Genomic DNA, 26,085 nt, shown 5'->3' with positions numbered 1-26,085 from the left:
ATCCGTAGGGCGTGGGCATGACGCGACAATACGTGCTAAATGGACAAAATCCGTTTAACTCACCGCTCGGCGGCGCGCCGTCGGGCGCCGCGCCGCCGGGCCGTTCCCGCAGGTGGTCGCGGGCGCGCCCTACATCCGGGCCATGTTGCGCTCGTACACGAGGCGCAGCCCGATGAGCGTCAGCCAGGGCTCGTGTTCGTCGATGACGGAGGACTCTCCCAACACCATCGGAGCAAGGCCGCCGGTCGCGATGACGGTGACGTCGTCGGGGTCCGCCGCCAGCTCCTTCTTCATGCGCTCGACCACGCCGTCGATCTGGCCCGCGAAACCGTAGACGATGCCGGACTGCATGGCCTCGACGGTGTTCTTGCCGATCACGCTGCGGGGCCTGGCCAGCTCGATCTTGCGGAGCTGGGCGCCCTTCACCCCGAGGGCCTCCACGGAGATCTCGATACCGGGCGCGATCACACCGCCCGTGTACTCGCCGCGCGCGGAGACCGCGTCGAAGGTGGTGGCCGTGCCGAGGTCGACGACGATGGCCGGGCCGCCGTAGAGCTCGACGGCGGCGACCGCGTTGATGATGCGGTCCGCGCCAACCTCCTTCGGGTTGTCGGTCAGGACGGGCACGCCGGTCTTGACGCCCGGCTCCACCAGGACCGCGGGCACGTCGCCGTAGTAGCGGCGGGTGACCTCGCGGAGCTCGTGCAGGACCGCGGGGACGGTCGAGCAGATCGCGATGCCCTCGATGCCGTCGCCGAGTTCGACGCCGAGCAGCGGGTGCATGCCCATGAGTCCCTGGAGCAGCACGGCGAGTTCGTCGGCGGTGCGGCGGGCGTCGGTGGAGATCCGCCAGTGCTCGACGATCTCCTCGCCGTCGAAGAGGCCGAGGACGGTGTGCGAGTTTCCGACGTCGATGGTGAGCAGCATCAGGCGCCGGCCCCGTCGTTCCCCGCAGCCGCGCGGAAGTCCAGGCCGATGTCGAGGATCGGCGAGGAGTGCGTGAGCGCCCCGACGGCCAGGTAGTCGACCCCGGCCTCGGCGTAGGCACGGGCGGAGTCGAGGGACAGCCGGCCCGAGGACTCCAGGACCGCGCGGCCGCCGACGAGCGCGACCGCCTCGGCGGTGGCGGACGGGGTGAAGTTGTCCAGCAGGATCAGGTCGGCACCGGCGTCGAGCACCTCGCGGACCTGCTCCAGGGTGTCGGCCTCCACCTCGATCGCGAGCTCCGGGAACGCCTTCCTGACCCGCGTGAACGCCTCGGCGACGCCGCCCGCGGCGATCACGTGGTTGTCCTTGACCAGCGCCGCGTCCACCAGGGACATGCGGTGGTTGACGCCGCCGCCGCAGCGCACCGCGTACTTCTCCAGCGCGCGCAGCCCCGGAGTCGTCTTGCGGGTGTCGCGGACCCTGGCCTTCGTGCCCTCCAGCACGTCCGCCCAGGCGCGGGTCGCGGTCGCGATGCCGGAGAGCCGGCAGAGCAGGTTGAGCGCGCTGCGCTCGCCGGTGAGCAGGTCGCGGGTGCGGGTGGTGACGGTGAGCAGCTTCTGCCCGGCCACGACGCGGTCGCCGTCCTCGACGTGGCGCTCGACCTCGAACTCGTCGGTGCAGACGATCGACAGGACGGCCTCGGCGACGCGCAGACCCGCGACGACGCCCGCCTCACGCGCGGTGAAGTCGCCGGTGGCGACGGCGTCCTCCGGGACCGTCGCGACGGTGGTGACGTCCTCGCCCCCGTCGAGGTCCTCCTCGATCGCGACGTGGGCGATGTCCTCGACCTGGACCGGGTCCAGCCCGGCCTCGGCCAGCAGCTGGGCCAGGGCGGGGTCGAGGCCGCACTCCAGGCCGTCGGGGTCGTAGCCGTCACCGCAGCCGCAGCCGTCGCCGCAGCCCCCGGACTCGGCGGGTGCGCCGATGTGGATCAGCGGTACGTCCACGGGGGTGGGGCGCGGATTCTCTTCGGGCGTGCTCACGGTTACGGCTCCTCGGGGGCGTCGGCGGGGTGGTTCGGGAGGCCTGCGGGCAGAGCGGAGTCTGCCGGGTCTCCGGGGCGTACGGGCGGGAACGCGGAAGTGTCCGTCGTGCGGACGACGGGCCGCAGGTCCTGGTCGGCCCGGACGACCAGGTGACGGCGCCAGGCGTCGTCCCGCTCAGGGCGGTCCTCGCGCCAGTGGCAGCCGCGGGTCTCCTCGCGCTCCCGGGCGGCGGCGACCAGGACCTGCGCGACGAGGAGGAGGTTCGTGGCCTCCCACGCCTCCACCCCGGGTACGGCGTCCTTGGGGCCGTCCTCCTCGGCTGCCGCCGCGGCGCCCCGGAGCGCTTCCAGTTCGTCGGCCGCGCGGGCGAGGCCGTCGGCCGAGCGGATGACACCGGCTCCCCTGCTCATGACGCGCTGGATCCCGGTCCGGGACTCCGCGGTGAGCAGCGGGACGGTGCGGTCTCCGGCGGGGGGCACCGCCGGGACGGTCCGGGACGCGGGCGCGGCGTCGGTCCGGGGTCCGTCCACGATGTCCGCCGCGATGCGCTCGGCGAAGACCAGGCCCTCCAGGAGGGAGTTGGACGCCAGCCGGTTCGCGCCGTGCACGCCCGTGCAGGCGACCTCCCCGCAGGCGTACAGGCCGGGCACGGTCGTACGGCCGCGCAGGTCGGTGCGTACGCCGCCCGAGGCGTAGTGGGCGGCAGGCGCGACGGGGACCGGCTCCGTCACGGGGTCGATGCCGTGGGCCCGGCAGGCCGCCAGGATCGTCGGGAAGCGCTGTTCCCACATGGCGGCGCCGAAGTGGCGGGCGTCGAGGTACATGTGCTCGGCGCCCTGGAGGTGCATCTGACGGGTGATGGCCTTGGCGACGATGTCGCGGGGCGCGAGCTCGGCCAGCTCGTGCTGCCCGAGCATGAAGCGGGTGCCGGAGGCGTCCACGAGATGGGCGCCCTCGCCGCGTACCGCTTCGGACACCAGCGGCTGCTGGCCCTCGGATCCGGCGCCCAGAAACAGGACGGTCGGATGGAACTGGACGAATTCCAGGTCCGAGACCTCCGCTCCCGCCCGCAGCGCGAGCGCCACCCCGTCGCCCGTGGAGACCGGCGGGTTGGTGGTGGCGGAGAAGACCTGGCCCATGCCGCCGGTCGCGAGGACCACGGCCGGGGCGCGGACCGCGCCGACGCCGTCGTGCTGGCCCTCGCCCATGACGTGCAGGGTGACGCCCTCGGCACGGCCGTCGGCGTCCGTGAGCAGGTCCAGGACCAGGGCGTTCTCGATGATGCGCAGGGCGGCCGACCGGACCGCCCCGACCAGGGCGCGGGAGATCTCGGCGCCCGTCGCGTCGCCGCCGGCGTGCGCGATGCGGCGGCGGTGGTGGCCGCCCTCGCGGGTCAGGGCGATGGCACCCGTGTCGGTGGTGTCGAAGTGGGCGCCCGTGTCGATCAGCCGCCGGACGGCGTCGGGACCCTCGGTGACCAGGGTGCGCACCGCCGTCTCGTCGCAGAGGCCCGCGCCGGCGACCAGGGTGTCGTCGAGGTGCTGCTCGGGGGTGTCGCCCTCGCCGAGCGCGGCGGCGATGCCTCCCTGGGCCCAGCGGGTGGAGCCGTCGTCGAGACGGGCCTTGGTGACGACGACGGTCGCGAGGCCCGCCGCCGCGCAGCGCAGGGCGGTGGTGAGACCGGCCACGCCGGAGCCGACCACGACGACGTCCGCGTCGATGGCCCAGCCGGGGGCGGGGGCGGTCAGCCGTATTCCGGTCACGTGAGGGCTCCGAGGGTCAGCGGGATGTTGTCGATCAGGCGGGTGGCCCCCACCCGCGCCGCCACGGCGAGGACCGCCTCGCCGCTGACACGGTCGTCGGGGAGATCCGTGAAGTCCGCCGGATCCACGAGCGCCACGTAGTCCAGGGCGAGGGGTACGTCGTCCCCGGCTGCCTCGTCCAGGACGGCCCGGGCGGCGGCCAGCACCGCCGCGGGGACGACCGTCGGCCTGGCCAGCGCCACGGCCTGGGTGTCGGCGGCGGCGCGGGCCTCCCCGAGCCGGGTGAGCGCCGCGGCCCGGCCCTCGTGCTCCGGGACCGTCCGGGCGCGGGCGTGCAGCGTCTGCTGGGCGGCCAGCCGGTCACGGGCGGCGAACAGGGCCCTGGGCAGGGCGAGCGCGGTCCGGCGCTCCTCGGCGGAGAGGAAGCGGTTGCGGCTGGAGAGCGCCAGTCCGTCGGGGTCGCGGACGGTCGGCACCGCGACGATGTCGATGCCGAAGTTGAGGTCGCGCACCATGCGGCGGACGAGGGCGAGCTGCTGGGCGTCCTTCTGCCCGAAGAACGCCGCGTCCGGCCGGGTGAGGTGCAGGAGCTTGGCGACGACGGTGAGCATGCCGTCGAAGTGCCCGGGGCGGGCGGCGCCTTCCAGCCGCTCGCCCATCGGGCCCGCGGTGATCCTCACCTGGGGCTCGCCGCCGGGGTAGACCTCGTCCACGGACGGGGCGAAGACGGCGTCGGCACCCGCCTCCGAGGCGACGGCGAGGTCGGCCTCCAGGGTGCGGGGGTAGCGGTCGAGGTCGGCGGCCTCGCCGAACTGCAACGGGTTGACGAAGACGGTGACCACGACCTGGCCGCCGGGTCCGGCAGCGTCCCGTGCCGCGCGGATGAGGGTGGCGTGGCCGTGGTGGAGGGCGCCCATCGTCATCACGACGGCGCGGCGGGCCCCGGCCGCCCGGTCGAGGGCTTCCAGCTCCGCGGCGGACCGCAGGAGGGTGGCGGGTGCGGTGTTCATCGCTTCTCCCCCGGCCCGGACTCGTCCCGGCCGTGTGGTCCGTCCGTGCCGTTCACGGCGTTGCTGTCCGACAGGACGCCGAGGAGGTCCTCCGCGAACTCCGGCTTGAGCAGGCCGTGGTCCAGCGCCCGGTCGGCCGTGGCGCGCGCCATGGCGAGGTATCCGGCAACCGTCCGGGGGGCGTGCGCCCGCAGCTCGCGGATGTGCGCGGAGACCGTCCCCGCGTCGCCCCGGGCGACGGGGCCGGTCAGCGCGGCGTCGCCGGAGCGCAGGGCGTTGTCGAGCGCGGCGCCGAGCAGGGGTCCGAGCATCCGGTCGGGGGCGCCCACACCGGCCTGGCGGAGCAGGTCCATCGACTGCGCGACGAGCGTGACCAGGTGGTTCGCCCCGAGGGCGAGCGCCGCGTGGTAGAGCGGCCGGGACTCCTCGGCGATCCATTCGGGCTCGCCGCCCATCTCGATGACGAGCGCCTCGGCGGCGAGCCTGAGCTCCTCGGGGGCGGTGACCCCGAACGAGCAGCCGGCCAGCCGCTGGACGTCCACGGAGCTGCCGGTGAAGGTCATCGCCGGATGCAGGGCGAGCGGCAGGGCACCGGCCCGCAGGGCGGGGTCGAGCACCTTCGCGCCGTACCGCCCGGAGGTGTGGACGAGCAGCTGGCCCGGCCGGACGGCGCCGGTCTCGGCGAGGCCTTCGACCAGGCCGGGCAGCGCGTCGTCGGGGACGGTCAGCAGCACGAGCTCGGCACGGGCGAGGACCTCGGCCGGGGTCACCAGGGGGACATCGGGGAGCAGCGCGGCGGCCCGGCGCACGGAGGCGTCGGAGACGCCCGACACCGCGACCGGGCGGTGTCCGGCGAGCTGCAGCGAGGCGGCGAGGGCGGGCCCGACCCGTCCGGCGCCCACGACGCCGACGGTGAGGCGGGCGGGTCGGTCCCTCGCGTCGAGGGCTTCCTTGGAAACTGATGCGTTCACGCGGCGACGGCCTTCCGTTCCAGTCCGCGGGGGGTACCGGACGTTTCCTCTGCATGCTACGCCAGCGTTTCGCCGCACCCCCCAGCCGTCCACAGCCTGTGGATAACTTCTCGCGTGACGGGAACCCGCGAAAGGCGGCGTACTGGCGGTCCGGGTGGTGATCGTCCCACGGTGGCCGGCGCGGCAGGGGGTGCGGCGCATCGGACCCGGCGCACCTCGGCCGGGTGCGGCGCGCCGGGGAGGCGGCCGTCGCGTGCGCCTTCTCCCCGGAGGCGGCGCACCCGGGGCGCGGGCGCCGCCCCGCCGGGGCTTCAGCGCGCCGAGGCTCCGGCATCAGCGTCTTCCGCGCAGCGGGGCTCCCGCGCACCGATATCTCAGGGCCTCAGCACCTCAGGGCTTCAGGGCAGGGGCGGCCGGTACACGGCCGCCCAGGCGCGGATACGCCGGCGGATTCCGCGCAGGACGTCCCGGTCGCGGGAGCCGGGCAGCGGAGGCGGGGCCTCACCACGCTGCGCGGCGCGATAGCTGTCGAGCAGGTATTGCTGAACGGTGTCCATGAATCCAGCCTGACTCCGCCGCGAGGGGCGCGCCCGTGGATTGACGACCGCGGTCAAGTGTCACCGGAACCGGCGCCCGCACCCCGCACTATGGAGGGGTGAGCGTGCACATCGACATCGCGGGCCTGCCCCCCGGACGCATGGTCTTCGAGACCTCCCCCCTCGCCGAGCTGGGGCTCGCCCTCCACGCGCTCTCCGAGCCCGGGCACCACCCCGGCCTCCACGGCTGGGCGACCGCGACCTCCGCCGCCCTGGAGCCGGACCTCGCGGACCGGCTGCACGAGGCGGAGTTCCTGTGGCGGAACACCTTCTCCGACGTCTTCATGCCGTTCGCCGGTGTCCGCGGCGGGGACGGCAGGACCGGCTCGACCCTGGCCGAGGACCTGGACATCCTGGACCGGCTGGACGACGAGCGGTTCGTCTCGGCGGCTCTCGAGTTCACCTGCACGAGCCTGTACGGAACGGGGGCGCCCTCACCGCTCGCCGACGCCTCGATGCGGACCCGCGCCCTCGACATGGCATCGGCCAGGGGACCGAAGCAGCTCGACTTCACCCGGCAGCTGCTGGCCGACCCCGGCTCCGTACGCGGCTGGGTCCGGCGCCTCTTCGAGGACTGCGACCAGGCCTTCTTCGCCGACACCTGGCGCCGGGTCCGCGTCCAGCTCACCGCCGACGCCCGGCACAAGACGGAGGTGCTGCGGCGCAAGGGCGTCGGAGCGGCTCTGGAGGCGGTCTCCGCCGCCCTGTCGCTGGACGAGGAGACCGGCAGGATCAGTGTGGACAAGCTGACCACGGGCCGGACGGATGCCACCGGCTCGGCAGCGGGCACGGGCCTCACCCTCGTCCCGACCAGCTTCGGCTGGCCGCACCTCATGGTGCTGCACGCCCCCGGCTGGCGCCCGGTGATCCACTACCCGGTGCACCGCCCCGAGCTGCCCTCCCCCGCCCCGGTCGAGCTGCTCCAGCTCCGCATGGAGGCGCTGGCCCACCCCATGCGGATGCGGATCTGCCGCAACCTGGCCCGCTCCCCGTACACCACCGGGGAACTCGCCGAGTCGCACGGCATCACGTCCCCCGAGGTCTCCCGCCACCTGGCGCTGCTCAAGAAGGCCGGCCTGGTCACCACCCGCAGGCGCGGCCGGTACGTCCTGCACTCCCTGGACCTCACGGTCGTGGCCCGCCTGGGCAGCGACTTCCTGGAGGGCGTGCTGCGCTGAACAGCGGGTCCGCCCCTCGCCGCGCCCTGAGGACACGAACCGGCGGGAAGGACCGGTCCGGTCGAGGCGGATGTGCCTGAGGCCCGTCCGGGTGCGCCGGACGCGGTGCCGCAGCGGACCGTCCGCGTCCGGTACGGGCCGGAGCCCGGCCGACTCCGCGATCCGGTCGGCCACCTGGGGGACGGTCAGCCGGCCGGTGCGGATGTGCGCGGCGAACTCCGGTTCCCGCGGCCGCTCCAGGCGGTGGTCCAGCCGTCCCACGGCGAAGCTCTCGCGCTTCGGCCCGCGCCCCTCGCCACACTCCCCCAGCCCCCGCCCGGCGGGCGGCGCGAAGTGGTGCACCGTGTGCCCGTCCACGCGGAGCCGCCCGACGATCTCCTCGAAGTGACCGCCGTGGACGAGGGTCATCGGCGCGATCACGGGACCCGGGTGCCCCCGCAGGGCCAGGTCCAGGACCTCCCGTACGCCGTGGCGCCACGCGCCCAGGTCCTGGAAGTCGCCCCGCGGTCCGGGCGGCAGCATCCGGTGCGGGCCGGAACCGGGGTGCCCGGGGTCGCGGACCACACTGCCGGGCGGCCGGCGCCGCAGTTCGTACGCCGTCCGTGTCCTGCCACCGCCGAACGGTCCGTCGACCCGGATCAGGGGCGGTACCGTCAGCCCTGCCCGCCGCCTGCCCTGACCAGGCCCGTCTCGTAGGCGAGGACGACCACCTGGACGCGGTCGCGCAGGCCCAGCTTGGTGAGGATGCGGCCCACATGGGTCTTCACGGTCGCCTCGGAGAGCACCAGACGGCCCGCGATCTCGCCGTTCGACAGGCCCTGGGCGACCAGCAGCATCACCTCGCGCTCGCGCTCGGTCAGCTTCTCGACGTGCTTGTGGTGCGGCTCCTTCCTGCCGCTCGGCAGCATCGGCGAGAACCGGTCGAGGAGCCTGCGCGTGGTGGACGGCGCCACGACGGCGTCCCCGCTGTGCACCGAGCGGATCGCGGAGAGCAGCTCGCCGGGCGGCACGTCCTTGAGCATGAAGCCGCTGGCGCCCGCCTTCAGCCCGGAGAACGCGTACTCGTCCAGGTCGAACGTGGTGAGGATCAGCACCTTGGGCGGGTCGGTCCGCTCGCGGATGCGCCGGGTCGCCTCGACGCCGTCCAGCCGCGGCATGCGGACGTCCATCAGCACCACGTCCACGGCCGTGGACCGCAGGACCTCGACCGCCTCGGCCCCGTCGCCCGCCTCCGCCACGACCTCCATGTCCGGCTGGGCGGCGAGCACCATCCGGAAGCCGGTGCGCAACAGCACCTGGTCGTCGACGAGCATCACACGGATGGCCATGGGGTTCCCTGTCCTTCTGTCACTGGTCGGCCGGCTTGAGCGGAAGCAGGGCGCTGATCCGGAAGCCGCCGCCCTGGCGCGGGCCCGCGTCCAGCGTGCCGCCGACCATGCCGACCCGCTCGCGCATACCGATCATTCCCTGGCCCGCGCCGTCGGCCCCGCCGTCCTCGTAGAGCTCGTGCGGGGCACCGCGGCCGTCGTCCTCGACCAGCAGGCCCAGCCCGTCGTCGAAGTAGACGAGCCGCACGCTCGCCCCGGCGTCCGGACCGCCGTGCTTGCGGGTGTTGGTGAGCGCCTCCTGGACGATGCGGTACGCGGTCAGCTCGACCCCGCTCGGCAGCGGACGCGGGGTGCCCTCGATCTTGAAGTCCACCGTCAGACCCGTCTCCCTGACCTTGCCGACGAGCTCCTCGATCTGCTGGACGTCCGGCTGGGGGACGTACTCCCCGCTCTCCTGGGAATCACCGGTCCTGAGCACGCCGAGCAGCCGCCGCATCTCGGCGAGCGCCTGGCGGCCGGTGCCGGAGATGGTCTCCAGCGCCTGCCGGGCCTGGTCCGGGGACGAGTCCATGACATACGCGGCGCCGTCGGCCTGGACCACCATCACCGAGACGTTGTGGGCGACGACGTCGTGCAGCTCGCGGGCGATACGGGCCCGTTCGGCGGCCACGGCGACCTTCGCCTGCGCCTCGCGCTCCCTCTCCAGCCGGGCGGCACGCTCCTCCAGCTGGCTGAAGTAGGCCCGCCGGGTCCGTATGGAGTCCCCGAGCACCCAGGCCAGGACGAAGGGCACGGTCATGATGACGACGTACCCGGCGGCCTGCACCCAGCCGCCCGTCTCCACGTCGTGGGCCCAGCGCAGCCGGGAGATCCCCGCGGCGGCCAGGCTGCACCCGAGGGCGAGCCGGGAGGCCCAGCGCTCCCCCATCGTGGCCACGGTGTACGTGATCACCAGCATGGCGAAGTCCGCCACGTCGGGCCGCACGTCGAACACCAGCTGGGTGAGCCCCATCAGGACGGCGAGCAGCAGCATCTTCTCCGGCGCGCGGCGGCGCAGCGCCACCACGACCGACAGCCCCACGGCGACCGGCACCGCGACGACGCGCTCCAGGCCGCTGCCCGTCTGGCCCTCCACGATGGACACGCCGGAGAACCCGAGGAGGAGGACAGCCCAGAGGATGTCGACGCCCGTCGGGTGTCTGCGGATGAATTCGTAGAAGCGCTGCACGTTACCCAGCGTAGGGACAGCTGATCGGTGACCGGGTCAGCCGAAGGGCCGATCCGGGTCCTGGGACCGTACTCCCCAAGGTGGAGACTTGCCTACGTGACGTATGACTGGTGCCGCTGGCGGGAAGCCGCCGAGACCGCTTTGTACGGGGAAGGGGGGTTCTACCGGCGCCCGGAGGGCCCCGCGGGCCATTTCCGCACCTCGGTGCACGCCTCCCCCCTCTTCGCGACCGCCGTCGCGCGGCTGCTGGCCGCCACGGCGCGGGAGCTGGGGACCGACTCGGTCGGCCTGGTGGACGTCGGAGCGGGCCGCGGCGAACTGCTGACCGGAGTCCTGGCGGCCCTGCGCGACGGGACCCTGGCCCCCGGCCTCTCCGTGGAGGCGTACGCCGTCGAGGTCGCCCCCCGCCCGCCCGGCCTGGACCCGGCCGTCGAGTGGTGTGCCGAGCTCCCGCGGGGCGTGCGGGGGCTGCTGTTCGCCAACGAGTGGCTGGACAACGTCCCGACGGACATCGCCGAGGCCGACGCGGACGGGGTGCCCCGCTACGTCCTCGTACGGCGGGCCGACGGCACCGAGCGGCTCGGCGACCCGGTGACCGGGGCGGACGCCCGGTGGCTGGGCCGCTGGTGGCCGCTCTCCCGGCCGGGCGACCGCGCGGAGATCGGCCTGCCCCGCGACGAGGCCTGGGCACGGGCCGTCGGTTCGCTGGCCGGCGGGACGGCCGTGGCGGTGGACTACGCCCATGTACGGGCGTCGAGGCCGCCGTTCGGGACGCTCACCGGATTCCGGGGAGGCCGCGAGGTGCCGCCCGTGCCCGACGGGAGCCGGGACCTGACGTCGCACGTCGCGCTGGACGCCTGCGCGGCGGCGGCGGGCGGCGTGGCCGAACTCCTGGACCAGCGGACGGCACTGCGGGAACTGGGGGTCAGCGGCGAACGCCCCCCGCTCTCCCGGGCGTCGGCCGACCCCGCCGGCTATGTGCGGGCGCTCGCCTCGGCGGGGCAGGCGGCGGAGCTCACGGCGCGGGGCGGGCTGGGCGACTTCGGCTGGCTGCGGCATCGGGTCCCGGACCGTGAAGGGGGATACTGTCCCGCATGACGGAGACGACGATCGGCATCGGCGGCGCGGCGGAGAGCACCGACATGGTGCTGAACATCGGTCCGCAGCACCCCTCCACCCACGGCGTGCTCCGGCTGCGGCTCGTCCTGGACGGGGAGCGGATCCAGCAGGCCGAGCCCGTCATCGGCTACATGCACCGGGGCGCCGAGAAGCTCTTCGAGGCCAGGGACTACCGGCAGATCATCATGCTCGCCAACCGCCACGACTGGCTGTCGGCGTTCTCCAACGAGCTCGGGGTCGTCATGGCCGTCGAGCGGATGCTCGGCATGGAGGTCCCCGAGCGGGCCGTCTGGACGAGGACGCTGCTGGCGGAGCTGAACCGGGTCCTCAACCACCTGATGTTCCTGGGCTCCTACCCCCTCGAACTCGGCGGGATCACCCCGATGTTCCACGCCTTCCGGGAGCGCGAGGAGCTCCAGGCCGTGATGGAGGAGGTCTCCGGCGGCCGGATGCACTACATGTTCAACCGGGTCGGCGGCCTCAAGGAGGACCTGCCCGCCGGCTGGCTCGGCAGGGCCAGGGACGCCGTGGCGTCCGTGCGTTCGCGGATGGACGTCTACGACCGGCTGGTGCTCGGCAACGAGATCTTCCGGGGCCGCACCCGCGGGGTGGGAGTGCTCTCCGCCGGGGCCGTGCACGCCTACGGGGTGTCCGGCCCGATCGCCAGGGCCTCCGGGGTCGACTTCGACCTGCGGCGCGACGAGCCGTACCTCGCGTACGGGGAGCTGCGGGACACCCTCGAGGTCGTCACCAGGACCGAGGGCGACTGCCTGGCACGCTTCGAATGCCTCCTGGAGCAGACGCACAACGCGCTGGCCCTCGCCGACGCGTGCCTGGACCGGATGGCCGAACTGCCGCCCGGCCCCATCAACCAGCGGCTGCCCAAGGTGCTCAAGGCGCCCGAGGGACACACCTACGCGTGGACCGAGAACCCGCTGGGCATCAACGGCTACTATCTGGTGTCCACCGGCGAGAAGACCCCGTACCGGCTGAAGCTGCGCTCCGCCTCGTTCAACAACATCCAGGCGCTCACCGAGCTGCTGCCGGGCACCCTCGTCTCCGACATGGTGGCGATCCTGGGATCGCTCTTCTTCGTCGTCGGGGACATCGACAAGTAGCCCGGCCCTCCCGGCCGGGCCCGCCCGTCACGCGGCTACGAGGAGACCGCGCTGCGCAGCTCGACGACTTCCAGCTGCTCGGTGTCGTCGTGCGCCGTGAGGTCGATGACCTTGCCGACGGCCCGGTTCTCGGCCGTGCCCGTTCGGTGCGCCGCCAGTGCCTCCTCGCCCACCACGTCCGCGAGGTCCTCGTTCTGCACGGACTCGATCGCGGCGTCCGACTTCTGCGTGCCGAAGAAGTCGAAGCTCCCCTGCGGCACGAGGTGGCGGCGCGCGGCGTAGGGCACGACGGCGGACGCGGCGGGGACGGCCCGGGGCGGGCGCACGGGTGCGGGCGACAGCTGCGGCGCGGGCAGGGCGGCCTGGGGACGGCGGTGCTGGAGGTCACCCGCTCCGGCCACCGCCGCGTGCTTCCCCTTCGGGCCGTCGCCCTCCGGGTCCCGGTCGGCGGACCGGTCGGCGATGTCCCGCCGGCGGGCCGACTCCGCGGTACGGCGCGCCTCCTGGAGCGCGGCGTTGCGCGTCAGGTCCTGGAGGGCCTGGGCGGCCCGCAGGTACGAGCCCGGGGTGGGCGTCGAGCGGGCGGGGAGCAGCTCGCGCGGCGCGGTCGCCTCGATGGCGAGCTGACGGCGGCCCTCCAGCGCGCTGGCCCGCTCCGTCTCGGCGTTGGCGTACCGGCGCAGCAGCGCGGCGTGTTCGCCCCGCAGCCCGGCGAGCTCGACGCGCTTGCGGCGCAGCCGGTTCTCCAGCCGGGTGCGCAGCTCCCTTGATTCCTCGAGGTCCGCCTCGAGTTCGGCTATGCGCTCCTCGGTCTTCCACTCGTCGCTGGCCCGCGCACGGGTCAGCTCCGCGACGCGCATCCCCGCGGCCCGGTCCCAGCCGCGCATCAGGAAGGCACCGGTGACGGCGGCGGCCGCGGTCACGGCCACCAGGCCGCGCAGGGCGAGGGGTTCCGCGAGGAACCAGGCCCCGGCGGCACAGGCCGCCGGCACCCCGGCCACCACGGCGGGAGGCAGGATGCGGTGAAGGGGCGGCGAATGGCGGTGGCGTCCTCGTGGCATGGCCCGAAATTTACCGTGCGCACGGGTCACTTGGGAGACCGCCCGGCAATCTGTTCCCCGCCGGTTACCTGGCGGCCTCTCATGCGGCCCTCCGGTGCGCCTTTTTACTTCTTGATCAGCCCCTTCGACCGGAGATAGTCCTTGGCCGCGTCGGCGGGCTTGGCGCGCTCCGCGTCGACCTTGCGGTTCAGTTCCGCGAGATCCTCCGTGGTGAGTACGCCGGTGAGCTTCCCGAGCGCCTCCGCGATCTCCGGCGCGCCCGCGTCCTTGGCATTGAGAACCGGAAGGACGTTGTCCGCGTTCTGCAGCTTCTTGTCGTCGTCCAGGAACACCAGCCCGTAGCTGTCGAGCACCGCGTCCGTGGTGGTCGTGAGGACCAGCTGGTCCTTGCCGTCCTTGACCGCCTGCTTGGACTGCGGCGTACCGACTCCCTTGGGGTCGATCCCGGTGACGTCGATGCCGTACGTCTTCTTCAGCCCGGGCGCGCAGAACGGGCGCACCTCGCACTCGTCGCCCGCCGCGATCTTCACCTTGATCTTCGAGCTGCCGAGGTCGGAAAGCGTCGTGAGGCTGTTCTTCTCCGCGAATTCCTTCGAGACCGCGAAGGCGTTCTGGTCGACCGCCTCGCCGGCCGGAAGGACCTTCAGCCCGAGCGGGGTGGCGAGCTTCTCCAGAGCGGCGACGGTGGCCGTCACGTCACCCGAGGCGACCGGCTTCTTCTCCGCCTCCGCCGCGCCGTTGACCTTGGCGTTGAGGAATTCCGCGAGGGTCGCCGCGTATTCCGGGACGACGTCGATCTCGCCCTTCTCCAGCGACGGCTCGTACAGTTCGCGGTTCTTCACCGTGGTGATCGAGGCGTCGTATCCGGCGTTGCCCAGGACCTGGGCGTACAGCTCGGCGAGCACCTTGGACTCGGTGAAACCGGCCGCGCCCACCACGAGCGAGCCCTTCCCCGAGCCGGCTCCGGCGCCCGTGTCCGAGCCGCCCTTCTCCTTCTCCAGGCTGTCGCCGCCGCAGGCGGCGAGCGATCCCGCCAGGACGACCGCTCCGACGACCGCGCCCGCTATTCGCGAGGTCCTGCTCATGTCTGTTCTCCGTCCGAGGGAAAAAATGGTGTGCACAGTCCGGGGTGTCCGCGCGGCTCACACGGTCCGGCGCCGGCGCAACGGCGACAGCAGCCGGTCCAGCGCCACGAGGACGCCCTCCACCACCAGGGCGAGGAGGGCGACGAGCACGGCGCCCGCGAAGACCTGCGCCGTGTCATAGGTGTTGAATCCGGCGGTGATGATCCGGCCGAGACCGCCGAGACCCACCATCGCCGCGATCGAGGCGGTGGCGATCACCTGCACGGCGGCGGACCGGAGGCCGGTCATGATCATGGGGTAGGCGAGCGGGAGCTCGACCCGCACGAAGAGCTGCGCGCCGGACATCCCCATGCCCCGCGCGGCCTCCAGCACCGACCGGTCCACCTCCGTCATGCCGACGTAGGCGTTGGTCAGCAGCGGGGGCACGGCGAACAGCACCAGGGCGATGACGGTGGGCAGATAGCCGGAGTTGCGCAGGGGCGTCATCATGAAGAGCGCCAGCACCGCGAAGACCGGGACCGCGCGGCCCACGTTGGAGATGTTGACGGCGAGCCCGCCGCCCTTGCCCGCGTGGCCGAGGTACAGGGCGACCGGCAGCGCGATGACGCAGGCCACCGCGAGGGCGATCCCGCTGACGTACAGGTGCTCGGCCAGCCGGTGCGCGGCCCCGCCCTCACCCGACCAGTTGGCGCCCGTGGTGAGCCAGGCCCAGGCCTCTCCTACGACTCCCATGGGTCAGCCCGCCTCCGTCTTCGTGGGGCCCGCCCCGGCGGGCGTCCGTATCCGGGTCCAGGGCGTGAGCAGGCGCTGCACACCGAGCAGCAGCAGGTCCGCGGCCACCGCGAGCAGCACGCAGAGCACGGACGCGGCGAGTACCTGGGCCTTGAAGAAGCTCGGCAGCGCGTCCTCGATGAGATTGCCGAGCCCGCCCTTGCCGACGAGGGAGCCGACCGTGGTCAGCGCGACCGTCGACACCGTGGCGATCCGCAGCCCGGCCATCAGCGCGGGCAGCGCGAGGGGGAGCTCGACCTCCCACAGGAGCCGGACGGGCCCGTACCCCATGCCCTGGGCCGCTTCCCTGGCCTCCTGCGGGACCGCTTCGAGGCCGGCCAGGATGTTGCGCACGAGAATGGTCAGCGAATAGAGCACCAGGCCGGTGACGACGAGCGCCGCCGACAGCCCGAAGAACGGCAGCAGCAGCGAGAACATCGCCAGTGACGGCACGGTGTAGAGCACGGTGGTCAGCCCCAGCACGGGGCCCGCGAAATGCCGGCCCCGGCGGGCGAGCAGGGCGAGCGGGAATGCCACCGCGAGCCCTATCAGCACGGAGAGCGCCGTGATCCAGATGTGCTGGACGGCCGCCTCGGTCAACTCGTGGCTGCGGGAACGCAGATACTCTCCGCAGATCCAGTCGTTCGCCACCAGGCAGTTCTGCTCGGCCATCCGCCCCCACCTCCTGTTTGCCGTCGTGATGCCGTCCCGGTTCCGGTCCTGGGTGACCCTATCCCCGACCACCGACAATCGCCGAGGCTGTCGCATTCCGGCAACATGGCCTTCACAGAACCCGCGTCACAATGGGGAATCATGATCCGTTTCGAGCACGTCACCAAGCGGTACGCGGACGGCACCACCGCCGTCGACGACCTTTCCTTCGAGGTCGCCGAGGGGGAACTGGTCACGCTCGTCGGACCTTCGGGCTGCGGCAAGACGACCACCATGAAAATGGTGAACCGTCTCACCGAACCGACCGGCGGCCGGATATTTCTCGATGGGGACGACATATCCGCCATCGATCCCGTCCAGCTCCGCCGCCGTATCGGCTATGTGATCCAGCAGGTCGGGCTCTTCCCGCACAAGACGGTCCTGGAGAACACGGCGACCGTTCCGCATCTCCTGGGCTGGGGGCGGGAAAAGGGCAGGAAGCGCGCGGCCGAACTGCTCGACCTCGTCGGACTGGACCCGTCCCTCTACGGCAGCCGCTATCCCGAGCAGCTTTCCGGCGGTCAGCGCCAACGCGTCGGCGTGGCACGCGCCTTGGCCGCGGACCCGCCGGTCCTGCTGATGGACGAGCCTTTCGGCGCGGTCGACCCGGTCGTGCGGGAAAGGCTGCAGAACGAATTCCTGAAACTACAGGCGCAGGTCCGCAAGACCGTGCTGTTCGTCACCCACGACATCGAGGAAGCCGTCCGGCTCGGCGACCGGATCGCCGTGTACGGGCAGGGCCGGATCGAGCAGTTCGACACCCCGGCCACGGTGCTCGGGGCTCCCGCGACACCGTACGTCGCCGACTTCGTCGGGGCGGACCGCGGGCTGAAGCGGCTCTCGGTCACGCCCATCGAGGAGAGCGACCTGGACCAGCCGCCGGTCGTCCATCTCGACGACCCGCTGGCGAAGGCCACCGAGCGGCTGCGGGCCGAGGGGGCTCGCTGGGCGGTCGTCCTGGACGGCCAGGACAATCTGCACGGCTGGATCCCGGCGGGCGACGGGGCGGCGGCCCGGGGCACGGTCCGTGAGCACGCCCGCCGCATGGAGGCCTGGCTCCCGCTCGGCGCGCCGCTGAAGCAGGCCTTCGCCACGATGCTTCAGCACGACGCCGGCTGGATCGCCGTCATCGACGAGGAGGGCACCGGCCGCTTCCTGGGCGTCCTCACCCCGGCCCGCCTCCACGAGGCCCTGCGCCGCTCCATCGACGCGGACGCGCAGGACGTGCCGCGCGCCGAGGTCGCCGTGGAGACCGTGGCGGGCACCGGCTCCTCCTGAACCGTCGTAGGCGCACCCACGCGCCGCTCCCCCGGGGGGACGGACGGGGCCGGCCCCGTCCGTCCGGCTGAACCGGGGCGGACGGATCACGGAGGGCGGGAGCCCACGGGGCGGCCCCGCCCCGAGGGCCCTCCGGGCAGGGCGCCCGGCCCGGCAGGGGGCGGATCCGCCGACGGCCACCGCGCCGACGGCGCCCGGCCTCCCCTCCCCGGGCCCGGGGTCCTCCGTCCGGGTCGGGGCCTGGCCGGGGCGCGCGAGCCCGGCACGACCCGAACGGGAGGCCCTAGGCTGGTCGCATGAGTACGTTGCGAGGACGGGGCACGGTGCGGGGTCTGCCGGAATGGGACCGCTGCGCGGTCATGGGGGTCGTCAATGTGACGCCCGACTCCTTCTCCGACGGGGGCCGCTGGTTCGACACCACGGCGGCGATCAAGCACGGCCTCGAACTGGTGGCCGAAGGCGCTGACCTCGTCGACGTCGGCGGTGAGTCGACCCGTCCGGGCGCGAGCAGGGTGGACGAGGCCGAGGAGCTGCGCCGGGTCATCCCCGTCGTGCGCGGGCTGGCCTCCGAGGGCGTCACCGTCTCCGTGGACACCATGCGGGCCGTCGTCGCCGAGCAGTCCGTCTCCGCGGGCGCGGCCCTGGTCAACGACGTCAGCGGCGGTCTCGCCGACCCGGACATGGTCCGGGTCGTGGCGGACGCGGGGGTGCCGTTCGTCGTCATGCACTGGCGCGGTTTCAGCGAGTCGATGAACAGCCGGGCGGTGTACGGGGACGTCGTCGGCGATGTCCTCGCGGAGCTCCGGCAGCGCATGGAGGCCGTCGTCGAGGGCGGCGTGGACCCCGGGCAGCTGGTGATCGACCCGGGGCTCGGCTTCGCCAAGGACGCCGCCCAGGACCTCGCGCTCGTCGCCCGTCTCGACCGGCTGCACGAACTCGGCAGGCCCCTGCTGGTCGCGGCCTCCCGCAAGAGGTTCCTCGGCCATGTCCTGGCGGGTGAGGGCGCGGCCCCGCCGCCGGCCCGCGAACGGGACGCGGCGACGGCCGCCGTCTCCGCCCTCTCCGCCGCCGCCGGCGCCTGGGCGGTGCGGGTGCACGCGGTCCGGCCCACGGCGGACGCGGTCCGCGTCGTCCGGGCCGTCGAGGGAGCCGCGTGAGCGCCGCCCGCGACGAGCACGAGGAGGCCGCGGCCGACATCGCCTCGGTGGAGCGGGCGAACACCGCCTTCTACGAGGCGCTGGAGCGCGGCGACTTCGACGAGCTCTCCGGGCTGTGGCTGCCCGGCGAGGACCTCACCGTCTCCTGCGTCCACCCGGGCTGGCCCGTGCTCACGGGCCGCGGCGAGGTGCTGCGGAGCTACGCGCTGATCATGGCGAACACCGAGTACATCCAGTTCTTCCTGACCGACGTCGGGGTCGCCATGACCGGTGACACCGCCCTGGTGACCTGCACCGAGAACATCCTCAGCGGGGGCCCCGCCGAGGAGGGCAACGCGCTCGGCCCGCTCGTCGGGCAGCTCGTCGTCGCCACCAACGTGTTCCGGCGCACCCAGGAGGGCTGGAAGCTCTGGTCCCACCACGGCTCCCCCGTACTGGCCGAGAGCGGCGAGGAGGAGGACGAGGAGCCGACCGTCTGAGCGAATGGCACGGATCACAGGATTGGGCTCCCGGATCACGGGGTATACGCGGCTACCAACCCCCCACGCAGGGCCGGTCCGCGCCCCCGCGGGCAGGCGCTGTCGGTGCTCGCGGGTAGATTCGGAAGATGGCACTTCGCCGCCCGCACGCGGCCGGGTGCCTCCAGAGACGACGAACAGCAGGAGTGATTCGCGTGGATCGTGTCGCGCTGCGCGGCCTCAAGGCCCGTGGGCACCACGGTGTCTTCCCCAAGGAACGGGAAGAGGGCCAGACCTTCATCGTGGATCTGGTGCTCGGCCTCGACACCCGGCCCGCGGCAGCCGCGGACGACCTGTCGAAGACCGTCCACTACGGCGTGGTCGCGGAAGAGGTCGTCGACGTCGTCAGGGGTGAACCGGTCGATCTGATCGAGACCCTCGCCGAGCGCATCGCGCAGCAGTGTCTCAAGCACGAAGGGGTCCAGGAGGTCGAGGTCGTCGTCCACAAGCCGGACGCCCCCATCACCGTCCCCTTCGACGACGTGACCATCACCATCACCCGGAGCCGAGCATGACAGCGTTTTCCACCGAGGGGCAGAGCGACCCGACCGTACAGCCGGTGCCCGCGTCCGTGGTCGAGCAGGTCGACGCGGCGGACGTCACCCTCTCCAACCCCAAACTGGCCGTGATCTCCCTCGGCTCCAACCTCGGCAACCGCCTCGAAACGCTCCAGGGCGCCATCGACGCGCTGGAGGACACCCCCGGCCTCCGGGTCAAGGCGGTCTCCCAGGTCTACGAGACGGAGCCGTGGGGCGTCGACCCGGGCTCCCAGCCGTCGTACTTCAACGCGGTGATCGTCGTGAAGACGACCCTGCCCCCCTCGTCGCTGCTGGAGCGCGGCCAGGCCATCGAGGAGGCCTTCGACCGGGTCCGCGAGGAGCGCTGGGGGCCGCGCACCATCGACGTCGACATCGTGTCGTACGCCGACGTGGTCTCGGACGACCCGCTGCTGACCCTCCCGCACCCGCGCGCCCGCGAGCGCGCCTTCGTCCTCGCCCCCTGGCTGGACGTGGACCCGGAGGCCCAGCTGCCCGGCGCCGGACCGGTCTCCGGCCTGCTGGAGGGCGTCGGCTGCGAGGGCGTGCTTCCCCGGCCCGACCTGGAACTCCGTCTCCCCGAGTAGTCGTTAGGCTCATGGACGACCGCCCGTGGGCGGACGGCACGGGCGAACGGCGATGAAGGGCGGCACTCTCGGTGAAGCAACTACGGCTCGGCCTCCTGGCCGGACTCTTCGCCGGAGCCGGCGTTCTCTCCTGGGGCGCGGCCCGCCTCTGGGACGCCTTGGGGACGCTGCCGAGCGTGCCGCTCGCCGCGCCCATCGTGCTGGCCGCGATCGCCGTCGTGCTGCTGGCCGCCGCCCTGTCGATCCGCGCGCGGCTCCGCGCGCAGCGGGAGCGGCGTCCCGGGGCGAAGGGTGTGGAACCGATGATGGCGGCGCGCGCCCTGGTCTTCGGCCAGGCCAGCGCGCTCGTCGCCGCGCTCGTCGCGGGAATGTACGGCGGCACGGGCGTCTTCCTGCTGGGCTCCCTCGACATCCCGCCCCGGCGGGACCAGGCCATCTACGCGGGCTTCGCCGTCCTGGCCGCCGTCGCGGTCATCGCCGCGGCCTTCTTCCTCGAACGGGTCTGCAAGCTTCCCGACGACGGGGACGACGAGCGGCACAACGCCCAGGCCGCCTGAGGGCCCGCCCCTGTCCCTGCCCGCCGTCATGGACGCGGCAGCTGGACCGCGCGAGGGACGCCCCCGCAAGCAGGCCGGCTCGGACCGCGCGGACGAAGGCCCGGCCGAACCGCATCACACCGTGAGGTCTGAGCAGACCCGACCGGATGCGCAGGGCCACCGGGGCGTCTGGGCTTCGGGCTTCGGGCTTCGGGCTTCGGGCTTCGGGCTTCGGGCTTCGGGCTTCGGGCTTCGGGCTTCGGGCTTCGGGCTCCAACGGGTCACCGCGACCCTGATCACGCCTGCGCGGCCATCGTCAGGGCCAAGGGCAGCAACGAGCCGGGCCGGGCCGGGTGCCCCTGGACCGCTGGGCGGCCGGCCCCCTGGACCTGAGAACGCCCGGTCCGGTCCATCCGCCACCAGGTCGGGCGATACACCCGCCGCACGCCACCGGGCGACACGACACCCCTCGGCCAGGCGCACACACGCGGCCACAGGAAGGCCGACGCCCGGCATGACCCTGGCCCGCTCCCCTCGGACCCGCCCCGTGGAAGGAACGCATGGGGCCGCCCGTACCGCGCGCCCACCCACGCGTCGGCCGCCACGGATGACAGACCACACAGCGCAGGAGCATGAGCTGACCCGGCACCCGGCACCCGGCACCCACGAGCGGCCCTCGGTGGATCCGGCCGCGCCGGCCGCTTCCGCCGCCAGGGTCTCCCCCACCGCGCGATCCCACCGCCTCCCGGCTTCTCGGGAGGCGGTGGGATCGGCAGAGGTCCGGCTAGCGGGCCATGATGAGGCTCATCGCCTCGGCACGCGTGGCCGGGTCGCGCAGCTGGCCGCGGACCGCGGACGTGAGCGTCTTGGCTCCGGGCTTGCGGATGCCCCGCATCGACATGCACATGTGCTCGCACTCCACGACCACGATGACCCCGCGCGGTTCCAGGATCGACATCAGGGACTCGGCGATCTGCGTGGTGAGCCGCTCCTGGACCTGGGGCCGCCGGGCGTACACGTCGACCAGCCTGGCCAGCTTCGAGAGCCCCGTGATCTTCCCGCTGGTCGCCGGGATGTACCCCACGTGCGCGACCCCGCGGAACGGCACCAGGTGGTGCTCACAGGTGCTGAACACCTCGATGTCCTTGACCAGCACCATCTCGTCGTGACCCAGGTCGAACGTCGTCGTCAGGACGTCCTCGGGCTCCTGGTAGAGGCCCGCGAATATCTCCTTGTACGCACGTGCCACCCGCCCCGGCGTCTCGCGCAGACCCTCGCGGTCCGGGTCCTCCCCGACCGCGATGAGGAGCTCCCGCACGGCGGACTCGGCCCTTTTCTCGTCGAATACGCCGATCGGGCCCTGCCCGTCGAGCGTCACGGGGTCGGTCATTCTGTGCCTCGTTCCTCTGTGCAGTCACATACGCGGACCCGCCCGGCCCTCACCGAGTCACGGCAGGCACAGCGCGGGCGTACGAAAAAGCCGCGCCCCCACAGGCTAGAACCTGGGGGGCGCGGCATCCATTCCGGGCCTGGTGGAGCCCCCGTGACAGGGGACACACCGGGTCAGGGCGGGCTAGCTCTCGGGGCGGTCCTCGGGACGCGCTTCCGTGGAGTTGCCGTTGTTCTTCGTCAAGTCCGTCGGAGCGATCTCCGGAGTGCCCGAGCCGTTGGCGGAACCATTGGTGAGGGCGAGCTCCTTGGGGGAGAGCACGGGCGGACGCGTCGACGGGGTACGCCGGGCGGAACCGGTCCACGCCGGACGAGCCGGGCGCTTCACGATCGGGGCGAAGATCTCGGCGATCTGCTCCTTGCCGAGCGTCTCCTTCTCGAGAAGCTCCAGGACCAGGGCGTCGAGGATGTCGCGGTTCTCGACGAGGATCTCCCACGCGTCGTTGTGCGCGGTCTCGATGAGCTTCTTGACCTCTTCGTCGACGAGCGCCGCGACCTCTTCCGAGTAGTCGCGCTGGTGGCCCATCTCCCGGCCGACGAACGGCTCGGTGTTGTCCCCACCGAACTTGATCGCACCGAGGCGCTCGGTCATGCCGTACTGCGTGACCATCGCGCGGGCCGTGGCGGTGGCCTTCTCGATGTCGTTCGCAGCACCGGTCGTCGGGTCGTGGAAGACCAGCTCCTCGGCCGCGCGCCCGCCCAGCATGTACGCCAGCTGGTCGAGCATCTCGTTGCGCGTCGTGGAGTACTTGTCCTCCTCCGGGAGCACCATCGTGTAACCGAGGGCACGGCCGCGGGAGAGGATCGTGATCTTGTGGACCGGGTCCGACTGAGGTGAGGCCGCCGCGACCAGGGCGTGTCCGCCCTCGTGGTACGCGGTGATCTTCTTCTCCTTCTCGGACATGATCCGGGTCCGCTTCTGCGGGCCCGCCACGACGCGGTCGATGGCCTCGTCGAGCATCTGGTTGTCGATCAGCTTCTTGTTGCTGCGCGCCGTCAGGAGCGCCGCCTCGTTCAGCACGTTCGACAGGTCGGCACCGGTGAAGCCGGGCGTACGACGGGCGACCGCGTTGAGGTCGACGTCCTCCGCGACCGGCTTGCCCTTCTGGTGCACCTTGAGGATCTCGAGACGGCCCTGCATGTCCGGCCGGTCGACCGCGATCTGCCGGTCGAAACGTCCGGGACGCAGCAGCGCCGGGTCCAGGATGTCCGGGCGGTTCGTGGCGGCGATCAGGATGACGCCGCCCTTCACGTCGAAGCCGTCCATCTCGACGAGCAGCTGGTTGAGGGTCTGCTCCCGCTCGTCGTGGCCGCCGCCCATGCCGGCGCCGCGGTGGCGTCCGACGGCGTCGATCTCGTCGACGAAGACGATCGCCGGGGCGTTCGCCTTGGCCTGCTCGAAGAGGTCACGCACACGGGAGGCACCGACACCGACGAACATCTCGACGAAGTCGGAACCGGAGATCGAGTAGAACGGGACACCCGCCTCGCCGGCGACGGCGCGGGCGAGCAGCGTCTTGCCCGTACCGGGCGGCCCGTACAGCAGGACGCCCTTCGGGATCTTGGCGCCGACGGCCTGGAACTTCGCCGGCTCCTGGAGGAATTCCTTGATCTCGTACAGTTCCTCGACGGCCTCGTCCGAGCCCGCCACGTCGGCGAACGTCGTCTTCGGCGTGTCCTTGGTGATCAGCTTGGCCTTGGACTTGCCGAACTGCATGACCTTGGAGCCGCCGCCCTGCATCTGATTCATCAGAAACAGGAACACGACCACGATCAGGACGAAGGGCAGCAGCGAGAGAAGGATCGAGACGAACGGGGACTGCTTCGACGGCGAGACGGTGTAACCCTTCTCGATGTCACCGCTCTCGAACTTCTGCTGCAGTGTGTTGGCGAGCTCGACACCCTGGTTGCCGATGTAGCTCGCCTGGAACTTGGTGCCGGACTCGCCCTGGAGCTTCTGCTTGTCCTTCAGCTCGATCTTCAGGATCTGTTCGTCACCGGTGGTCAGCTTGGCCTGCTGCACCTGGTTCTTGCTGATCGCCTGGATCACCTTGCCGGTGTCCACCGTCTTGTAGCCGCCGGACGAGCCGACGACCTGCATCAACACGACCACGGCGAGGACGGCCAGCACGATCCACATGACCGGCCCACGGAAGTATCGCTTCACGTCCATCCATACGGAGCGAAGTCGCCCCGTCCCTCCTGCCCGTAGGTAAATGCTGCTGTGAGAAAAGAGTGTTCTTCGGACGGTACCCCAGCATTGTCACCCGTGACCGCAGGGGAGGTCTGACAAACCCGTCTCCGAAGGCTCCAACGGCGGGAACACCACGAGGGTTCCCAGGAGTCCGGCCGGGTTCGGCCGGGTCCCGTCGGGGCGGTCGCCTCAGCCGCCGTAGACGTGAGGGGCGAGCGTACCGACGAAGGGGAGGTTGCGGTACTTCTCCGCGTAGTCCAGCCCGTAGCCGACCACGAACTCGTTGGGGATGTCGAAGCCGACCCACTTCACGTCGATCGCGACCTTTGCGGCATCCGGCTTGCGGAGCAGGGTGCAGACCTCGAGGCTCGCGGGTTCGCGCGAGCCGAGGTTGGTCAGCAGCCAGGACAGGGTCAGACCGGAGTCGATGATGTCCTCGACGATCAGGACGTGCTTGCCCTTGATGTCGGTGTCGAGGTCCTTGAGGATCCGGACGACGCCCGAGGACTGGGTGCCCGCGCCGTACGACGAGACGGCCATCCAGTCCATGGTGACGGGGGTGGACAGCGCACGGGCCAGGTCCGCCATGACCATCACCGCGCCCTTGAGCACGCCGACGATGAGCAGGTCCTTGCCCGCGTACTCCGCGTCGATCTTCGCTGCCAGCTCGACGAGCTTCGCGTCGATCTCTTCCTTGGTGAGGAGCACCGACTGAAGGTCGGTGCCCATGTCCTTCTCGTTCACCCGCGTCTCTTTCTCTGCCCTGCCGGACCCGGACTGTTCCCCGGGCCGGACCGGCGTTTCGCCTGCATGTCAGCCGCTTGCGCTTCAGCTCTGCCGAATCACCAGTCTGCCACCCTGCCGCCGCACCTCGACGCGGCCGGGCAGGTTGATGGCGCCCTGGCCCCGCCAGCCGGTGATGAGCCGGTCGACTTCCTCGATGTGACGGGCGAAGAGCGAACCCGCCGGGGACCCGGCGTCGATCACGGCCCTGCGCAGCACCCGGCGGCGTACCGCGGGCGGCAGCACGGAGAGCTTGGAGCACTCCAGCCGGCCGGCGTCGTCGCGGACCGAGCGGGCGGCCTCGGCGGCCCAGGTGTCGAGGGCGTCGGCGTCGTCACGGGAGAGCTGCGCCGTCCGGGCGAGGGCCTCCACGACGCCCTTGCCCAGCGCCTTCTCCAGGGCGGGCAGGCCCTCGTGGCGCAGCCGGGAGCGGGTGTAGGCGGGGTCGATGTTGTGGGGGTCGTCCCAGACGGGGATCGACTGGACCAGGCAGGCCTTGCGGGCGGTCTGCCGGTCGAGCTGGAGGAAGGGGCGGCGGTAGCGGCCGGCCGGCCCGGAGGCGGCGGCCATCCCGGAGAGCGAGCGGATGCCGGATCCCCGGGCGAGGCCCAGCAGGACGGTCTCGGCCTGGTCGTCGCGGGTGTGGCCGAGGAGGACGGCGGCGGCGCCGTGGCGCTCGGCCGCGGCGTCCAGAGCGGCGTAGCGGGCGTCGCGGGCGGCGGCCTCGGGACCGCCGTCACGGCCGACCCGCACGGCGACGGCCTCGACCGGGTCGAGGCGCATCTCGGCGAGCCGGGCGACGACCTCGTCCGCGCGGAGGCCGGAGCCCGGCTGGAGGTTGTGGTCGACGGTGATGCCGCCGGCGCGGACGGGCAGCTTGCGCGCCTCGAAGGCGAGGGCGGAGGCGAGAGCCATGGAGTCGGCGCCCCCGGAGCAGGCGACGAGCACCAGCGGGGTGTCCGGCCGTTCGGGAAGCGCGGAACGCCGCCCTCCCGCCCCGGCTTCGGCGAACTCGGCGTGTCCCGCCTGTTCGGTCTGACGGTGGTGTTCGGTGACGACGTCGTGGAGTACGCGGCGGACCGCCAGGCGTATCGCCGCGACCGCAGGATGGGGACCCATGTCCGGTGCCCTTCGG

Annotated in this window: 25 protein-coding genes and 1 pseudogene; 9 read left to right on the top strand and 17 right to left on the bottom strand. The window is 72.5% G+C overall.

Annotation, left to right across the window (positions count from 1 at the left end):
• Nucleotides 1-129 precede the first annotated feature (129 nt).
• The 6 genes from ACFVS9_RS15660 to ACFVS9_RS15635 all read right to left on the bottom strand — a co-directional run bounded on the left by ACFVS9_RS15660 (nt 130) and on the right by ACFVS9_RS15635 (nt 6,274).
• Nucleotides 130-927, bottom strand: coding sequence for a type III pantothenate kinase (locus ACFVS9_RS15660; RefSeq protein WP_383115573.1), 798 nt, complete (start codon nt 925-927; stop codon nt 130-132).
• On the bottom strand, nt 927-1,970 hold the full coding sequence (nadC, locus tag ACFVS9_RS15655) for a carboxylating nicotinate-nucleotide diphosphorylase (protein WP_383115572.1): 1,044 nt from the start codon (nt 1,968-1,970) through the stop codon (nt 927-929). The genes ACFVS9_RS15660 and nadC overlap by 1 nt, the downstream gene beginning before the upstream one ends.
• A gap of 2 nt (nt 1,971-1,972) precedes the next feature.
• Nucleotides 1,973-3,736, bottom strand: a complete 1,764-nt coding sequence (locus ACFVS9_RS15650) for an L-aspartate oxidase (protein ID WP_389932569.1) — start codon at nt 3,734-3,736, stop codon at nt 1,973-1,975.
• Nucleotides 3,733-4,746, bottom strand: coding sequence for a pantoate--beta-alanine ligase (gene panC / locus ACFVS9_RS15645; protein WP_389932566.1), 1,014 nt, complete (start codon nt 4,744-4,746; stop codon nt 3,733-3,735). The genes ACFVS9_RS15650 and panC overlap by 4 nt, the downstream gene beginning before the upstream one ends.
• The gene (locus ACFVS9_RS15640; protein ID WP_383115569.1) at nt 4,743-5,717 is read right to left on the bottom strand and encodes a Rossmann-like and DUF2520 domain-containing protein; all 975 of its coding nucleotides are present in this window, start codon (nt 5,715-5,717) and stop codon (nt 4,743-4,745) included. The genes panC and ACFVS9_RS15640 overlap by 4 nt, the downstream gene beginning before the upstream one ends.
• Nucleotides 5,718-6,115: 398 nt before the next feature.
• Nucleotides 6,116-6,274 carry a hypothetical protein gene (locus ACFVS9_RS15635; protein WP_383115568.1) on the bottom strand — a complete coding sequence of 53 codons (159 nt, stop codon included), beginning with the start codon at nt 6,272-6,274 and terminating at the stop codon, nt 6,116-6,118.
• A 104-nt stretch (nt 6,275-6,378) separates the two neighbouring features.
• Between ACFVS9_RS15635 and ACFVS9_RS15630 the strand changes: the two genes are divergently transcribed.
• Nucleotides 6,379-7,491 carry a DUF5937 family protein gene (locus ACFVS9_RS15630; protein ID WP_383115594.1) on the top strand — a complete coding sequence of 371 codons (1,113 nt, stop codon included), beginning with the start codon at nt 6,379-6,381 and terminating at the stop codon, nt 7,489-7,491.
• A gap of 60 nt (nt 7,492-7,551) precedes the next feature.
• Here the strand turns inward: ACFVS9_RS15630 and ACFVS9_RS15625 are convergent.
• The 3 genes and pseudogenes from ACFVS9_RS15625 to ACFVS9_RS15615 all read right to left on the bottom strand — a co-directional run.
• Nucleotides 7,552-8,133 (bottom strand): annotated as a pseudogene (locus ACFVS9_RS15625) (ATP-binding protein); the annotation flags it as partial.
• A gap of 11 nt (nt 8,134-8,144) precedes the next feature.
• On the bottom strand, nt 8,145-8,819 hold the full coding sequence (locus ACFVS9_RS15620) for a response regulator (protein ID WP_383115567.1): 675 nt from the start codon (nt 8,817-8,819) through the stop codon (nt 8,145-8,147).
• A gap of 19 nt (nt 8,820-8,838) precedes the next feature.
• Complete coding sequence (locus ACFVS9_RS15615; protein WP_383115566.1) at nt 8,839-10,047, bottom strand: sensor histidine kinase; 1,209 nt, start codon at nt 10,045-10,047, stop codon at nt 8,839-8,841.
• 96 nt (nt 10,048-10,143) lie between these two features.
• Between ACFVS9_RS15615 and ACFVS9_RS15610 the strand changes: the two genes are divergently transcribed.
• Both ACFVS9_RS15610 and ACFVS9_RS15605 read left to right on the top strand, forming a co-directional pair.
• Nucleotides 10,144-11,145, top strand: a complete 1,002-nt coding sequence (locus ACFVS9_RS15610) for an SAM-dependent methyltransferase (protein ID WP_389932560.1) — start codon at nt 10,144-10,146, stop codon at nt 11,143-11,145.
• Nucleotides 11,142-12,284, top strand: a complete 1,143-nt coding sequence (locus tag ACFVS9_RS15605) for an NADH-quinone oxidoreductase subunit D (protein ID WP_383115564.1) — start codon at nt 11,142-11,144, stop codon at nt 12,282-12,284. The genes ACFVS9_RS15610 and ACFVS9_RS15605 overlap by 4 nt, the downstream gene beginning before the upstream one ends.
• A 35-nt stretch (nt 12,285-12,319) precedes the next feature.
• Here the strand turns inward: ACFVS9_RS15605 and ACFVS9_RS15600 are convergent, their stop codons facing one another.
• From ACFVS9_RS15600 to ACFVS9_RS15585, 4 genes are all read right to left on the bottom strand, one after another.
• Nucleotides 12,320-13,345: a hypothetical protein gene (locus ACFVS9_RS15600; RefSeq protein WP_383115563.1), complete on the bottom strand. Its 1,026-nt coding sequence runs from the start codon at nt 13,343-13,345 to the stop codon at nt 12,320-12,322.
• Between the two features lie 104 nt (nt 13,346-13,449).
• Complete coding sequence (locus ACFVS9_RS15595; RefSeq protein ID WP_389932557.1) at nt 13,450-14,430, bottom strand: ABC transporter substrate-binding protein; 981 nt, start codon at nt 14,428-14,430, stop codon at nt 13,450-13,452.
• Between the two features lie 57 nt (nt 14,431-14,487).
• Nucleotides 14,488-15,162 carry an ABC transporter permease gene (locus tag ACFVS9_RS15590; RefSeq protein WP_383115561.1) on the bottom strand — a complete coding sequence of 225 codons (675 nt, stop codon included), beginning with the start codon at nt 15,160-15,162 and terminating at the stop codon, nt 14,488-14,490.
• A gap of 3 nt (nt 15,163-15,165) precedes the next feature.
• Nucleotides 15,166-15,873 carry an ABC transporter permease gene (locus ACFVS9_RS15585; RefSeq protein WP_383115560.1) on the bottom strand — a complete coding sequence of 236 codons (708 nt, stop codon included), beginning with the start codon at nt 15,871-15,873 and terminating at the stop codon, nt 15,166-15,168.
• 141 nt (nt 15,874-16,014) lie between these two features.
• On the opposite strand from ACFVS9_RS15585, the gene ACFVS9_RS15580 reads away from it, so the two are divergent.
• The 6 genes from ACFVS9_RS15580 to ACFVS9_RS15555 all read left to right on the top strand — a co-directional run bounded on the left by ACFVS9_RS15580 (nt 16,015) and on the right by ACFVS9_RS15555 (nt 20,545).
• Entirely contained in the window at nt 16,015-17,190 is a 1,176-nt protein-coding gene (locus ACFVS9_RS15580) for a betaine/proline/choline family ABC transporter ATP-binding protein (protein ID WP_383115559.1), read from the top strand.
• Nucleotides 17,191-17,486: 296 nt separating this feature from the next.
• Nucleotides 17,487-18,347 (top strand): dihydropteroate synthase, encoded by an 861-nt coding sequence (gene folP / locus ACFVS9_RS15575; protein ID WP_389932553.1) that lies wholly within the window; start codon nt 17,487-17,489, stop codon nt 18,345-18,347.
• Entirely contained in the window at nt 18,344-18,826 is a 483-nt protein-coding gene (locus ACFVS9_RS15570; protein ID WP_389932550.1) for a nuclear transport factor 2 family protein, read from the top strand. The genes folP and ACFVS9_RS15570 overlap by 4 nt, the downstream gene beginning before the upstream one ends.
• 194 nt (nt 18,827-19,020) lie before the next feature.
• Nucleotides 19,021-19,380 carry a dihydroneopterin aldolase gene (folB, locus tag ACFVS9_RS15565; RefSeq protein WP_383115556.1) on the top strand — a complete coding sequence of 120 codons (360 nt, stop codon included), beginning with the start codon at nt 19,021-19,023 and terminating at the stop codon, nt 19,378-19,380.
• Nucleotides 19,377-19,988, top strand: a complete 612-nt coding sequence (gene folK, locus ACFVS9_RS15560) for a 2-amino-4-hydroxy-6-hydroxymethyldihydropteridine diphosphokinase (protein WP_389932547.1) — start codon at nt 19,377-19,379, stop codon at nt 19,986-19,988. The genes folB and folK overlap by 4 nt, the downstream gene beginning before the upstream one ends.
• A 71-nt stretch (nt 19,989-20,059) precedes the next feature.
• On the top strand, nt 20,060-20,545 hold the full coding sequence (locus ACFVS9_RS15555) for a DUF3180 domain-containing protein (protein WP_389932544.1): 486 nt from the start codon (nt 20,060-20,062) through the stop codon (nt 20,543-20,545).
• 763 nt (nt 20,546-21,308) lie between these two features.
• Here ACFVS9_RS15555 and folE read toward each other — a convergent pair.
• From folE to tilS, 4 genes are all read right to left on the bottom strand, one after another.
• Nucleotides 21,309-21,914, bottom strand: a complete 606-nt coding sequence (gene folE, locus ACFVS9_RS15550; RefSeq protein ID WP_383115553.1) for a GTP cyclohydrolase I FolE — start codon at nt 21,912-21,914, stop codon at nt 21,309-21,311.
• Nucleotides 21,915-22,097: 183 nt separating this feature from the next.
• The gene (ftsH, locus tag ACFVS9_RS15545) at nt 22,098-24,146 is read right to left on the bottom strand and encodes an ATP-dependent zinc metalloprotease FtsH (protein ID WP_383115552.1); all 2,049 of its coding nucleotides are present in this window, start codon (nt 24,144-24,146) and stop codon (nt 22,098-22,100) included.
• Between the two features lie 210 nt (nt 24,147-24,356).
• Nucleotides 24,357-24,896 (bottom strand): hypoxanthine phosphoribosyltransferase, encoded by a 540-nt coding sequence (gene hpt / locus ACFVS9_RS15540; protein WP_014155504.1) that lies wholly within the window; start codon nt 24,894-24,896, stop codon nt 24,357-24,359.
• Between the two features lie 99 nt (nt 24,897-24,995).
• Nucleotides 24,996-26,069, bottom strand: coding sequence for a tRNA lysidine(34) synthetase TilS (gene tilS / locus ACFVS9_RS15535; RefSeq protein ID WP_389932540.1), 1,074 nt, complete (start codon nt 26,067-26,069; stop codon nt 24,996-24,998).
• Between the last annotated feature and the right edge of the window lie 16 nt (nt 26,070-26,085).

This window comes from Streptomyces sp. NPDC058008 (assembly GCF_042886395.1).
GTDB lineage: Bacteria > Actinomycetota > Actinomycetes > Streptomycetales > Streptomycetaceae > Streptomyces.
Note: the sequence above shows the minus strand (reverse complement) of the source record. Positions and strands in the feature narration are given on the sequence as shown.